We start from the raw sequence: 2,613 nt of genomic DNA on the forward strand, positions 1-2,613 counted from the left end.
ATCAAAATCATTATTTTTTCATAAGAAATCCCCTTATAAAAAACTTACCAATGCATTCTTCTTAAAATGGGATAGAGAAAAAAAGAGTAGTGCAAAGACCACTATTGTTTCTTTGCTTTCTCTTCCTTTTCAATTTCTGATACGGATTTTTCAGGGTCTTTTATCAGTTTCCCCAGTTCTCCAGAACGCGAAAAATCATCTTCAAAATCTTTTGTTGTACTAATACTAGCTATAAACCATAACTGTTCATCTTTATTTATATAACCCTTTAATTTAGGAACGCCCATAGGACTTACTTCTTTTTTTGTAAATGTAATAGACTTTACATCTTGAATATTATAATGAATATACTTTTCTACTCTTATTTTTTGTGCTTTCCAAAATTTTTCTTCTTGTACTTGTTCTTTTTCTTTTTGATTTAAGTATTCCATAGTAAAATACCCTCCTGCTATAAGCACCACAGCAGATACAAACCAGATGATTATTTTCTTCATAGAAAACCACCTTATAAAAACTTACCAATGCATCTTTCTTAAAATAGGATAGAGAAGAAAAGAGTAGTGCAAAGACTACTCTTGTTTCTTTTCCTTCTCTTCTTTTTCAATTTCTGATACAGCTTTTTCAGGATCTTTTATAAGTTTCCCCAGTTCTCCAGAACGTCCAAAATGATCTTCAAAATTTTCTGTAGTACTAATACTAGCTACAAACCATAATTCTTGATTATCATTTATATATCCTTTTATAGAAGGGATTCCCATCGGATTTATCTCATGTTTTGTAAATTTAATAGATTTCATATCTTTAACATTATAACGAATAAACTTTTCAACCCGTGCTTCTTGTGTTTTCCAAAACTTTTCTTCTTGTGCTTTTTCTTTTTCTTTTTGTTTTAAGTATTCCATAGTAAAATACCCTCCTGCTATAATACAAATAATGGATAAAACAATTACCAATATCTTTTTCATTTGGAATCCCCTTGCATTTGAATATAGTTAAAATATACCATGAAATGAGTTGAAACATATGAGTGAATTCAAAAAGAATACCATTGCAACAGAAGAAGATTTTTTTAAACTATCAAGTGATGTTTATAACAACGATTTTTTTCACAAAGGATCAGAATTAATAGGTACCTACGGTAAAAAATGGAAGGTTATAGAGTTGATAAATGCAAATGATAAGGGAGAAGTAAAAAATGGACTACAAGCCATTGCCGTAGTACCAGCAGACAAATATGACGAAAATGCAACACATTATGATGATATAATCCTAGCATTTCGTGGAACAGAAGCAGATGCCTTTGATGGAGATATCCCTACAGATTTATTTCAAATTATATTAGGGATGAAAAAGAACTATAGAAGAGCGGGGGGGGTTGGAACAACAGGAGTAACAGTAACTCTCCCTTCAACATTTGATACTGGATTAGAATGGGCAAAAAACAAAGTCGTAGAAAAATATACCCCTACTTCGCTTCATACTACTGGACATAGTAAAGGTGGTGCAGAAGCAGACCTTGTCGCTGCAGAATTAAATTGTTATGCAACTACATATGCTGCACCAAATCCTTATAAACTATTAAGTCCTGAAGCAAAAAAACGAGTAGATGCAGGGGAAATGGAGAACAAAGCAACTGACTTTACACATCCAGACGATCAAATCGGGAATCACACCCAATTCGGCGAACCATTAATTGGAAAGCAATTTACAGTAAAACATAGCGGAGTAGATGAGGGATGGATGGAAAATCTAGGTATGAAAGGACATTTCAGACCCTCATTCGAAGGAATGTTTCATGCTAATGGAAGTCCTATATTACAACTAGAACCAGATGACATTATTGCACGTGCAAAAGAAATACAAAAAATAAGTGATACATTACTTCGTATTGTTGAAAGTATAGAAAAATTTCAACGACAAGAAGAAGAGGAAGTTGCAAAATTAAAAAGTCAGTTAAAACATGAAACAGGTCCAGGGGGAAAATATCATCTATTAGAAGAACATGAAGTAGATGAGGCCATCAGAAAAATTGCAAAAACGTCTCAAAACGGAAAAGATTATTTTCATGATGTAAAACTTGCAGAAGAATTAATTCATCTTTTACGGAAAAAACAAAAAGAATTAAGCCGTTTTGGATATGATATTGCAGATGCTGCCAATTCACTGCGAGATAAAGATAATCAGTTGGGCACAAAATTGGAAGGATTAGCGGTGAGATAACATGATAGATTTTATAGGGGAAATTCAAAAAATAGAAAAAGAAATAGAAAAAGCTGTAAAAGATCTCGCAGGAAATGTCGTTGATGAATTACAAGCTGCGAAAAAACATTTGGAAAGAGAAGCGCAACGAACATTTTTAGAAACTGAAGTATCATTGAAAGCAGATAGCATCATAACAAAACAAAAAAATGACATTCAAAAAAATAAAGAATCATTTCATGATGTATGCAAAAGCTTAACTGAACAAGGGATTGTACTAGATAAAAGTTTTGAAAGTAAAACAGGTAGTGCAGTTAAAAAAACATTACATGATCACCTCAACCAAATTCGAAATGAAATCATTTCTGTACAATATGATTTAATTGATAGTTGTGGAAAAAAATAAGAAAAAAA

The 2,613-nt window shown here is 32.0% G+C and carries 4 protein-coding genes; 2 read left to right on the plus strand and 2 right to left on the minus strand.

Annotated elements, in window-relative coordinates:
* Positions 1 to 101 precede the first annotated feature (101 nt).
* Positions 102 to 494, minus strand: a complete 393-nt coding sequence (locus BPMYX0001_RS26085) for a DUF1433 domain-containing protein (protein ID WP_006097178.1) — start codon at positions 492 to 494, stop codon at positions 102 to 104.
* Between the two features lie 75 nt (positions 495 to 569).
* Positions 570 to 965, minus strand: coding sequence for a DUF1433 domain-containing protein (locus tag BPMYX0001_RS26090; protein ID WP_006097179.1), 396 nt, complete (start codon positions 963 to 965; stop codon positions 570 to 572).
* A 58-nt stretch (positions 966 to 1,023) separates the two neighbouring features.
* Between BPMYX0001_RS26090 and BPMYX0001_RS26095 the strand changes: the two genes are divergently transcribed.
* Both BPMYX0001_RS26095 and BPMYX0001_RS26100 read left to right on the plus strand, forming a co-directional pair.
* On the plus strand, positions 1,024 to 2,220 hold the full coding sequence (locus BPMYX0001_RS26095; protein WP_006097180.1) for an alpha/beta hydrolase family protein: 1,197 nt from the start codon (positions 1,024 to 1,026) through the stop codon (positions 2,218 to 2,220).
* 1 nt (position 2,221) lies between these two features.
* Entirely contained in the window at positions 2,222 to 2,605 is a 384-nt protein-coding gene (locus BPMYX0001_RS26100) for a hypothetical protein (RefSeq protein WP_006097181.1), read from the plus strand.
* Positions 2,606 to 2,613: the final 8 nt, after the last annotated feature.

Source organism: Bacillus pseudomycoides DSM 12442, assembly GCF_000161455.1.
Classification (GTDB): domain Bacteria; phylum Bacillota; class Bacilli; order Bacillales; family Bacillaceae_G; genus Bacillus_A; species Bacillus_A pseudomycoides.

Coding starts and splice junctions, on each gene's coding strand:
- BPMYX0001_RS26090 (WP_006097179.1), bottom strand. CDS start 965: ATGAAAAAGATATTGGTAATTGTTTTATCCATTATTTGTATTATAGCA.
- BPMYX0001_RS26095 (WP_006097180.1), top strand. CDS start 1,024: ATGAGTGAATTCAAAAAGAATACCATTGCAACAGAAGAAGATTTTTTT.
- BPMYX0001_RS26100 (WP_006097181.1), top strand. CDS start 2,222: ATGATAGATTTTATAGGGGAAATTCAAAAAATAGAAAAAGAAATAGAA.
- BPMYX0001_RS26085 (WP_006097178.1), bottom strand. CDS start 494: ATGAAGAAAATAATCATCTGGTTTGTATCTGCTGTGGTGCTTATAGCA.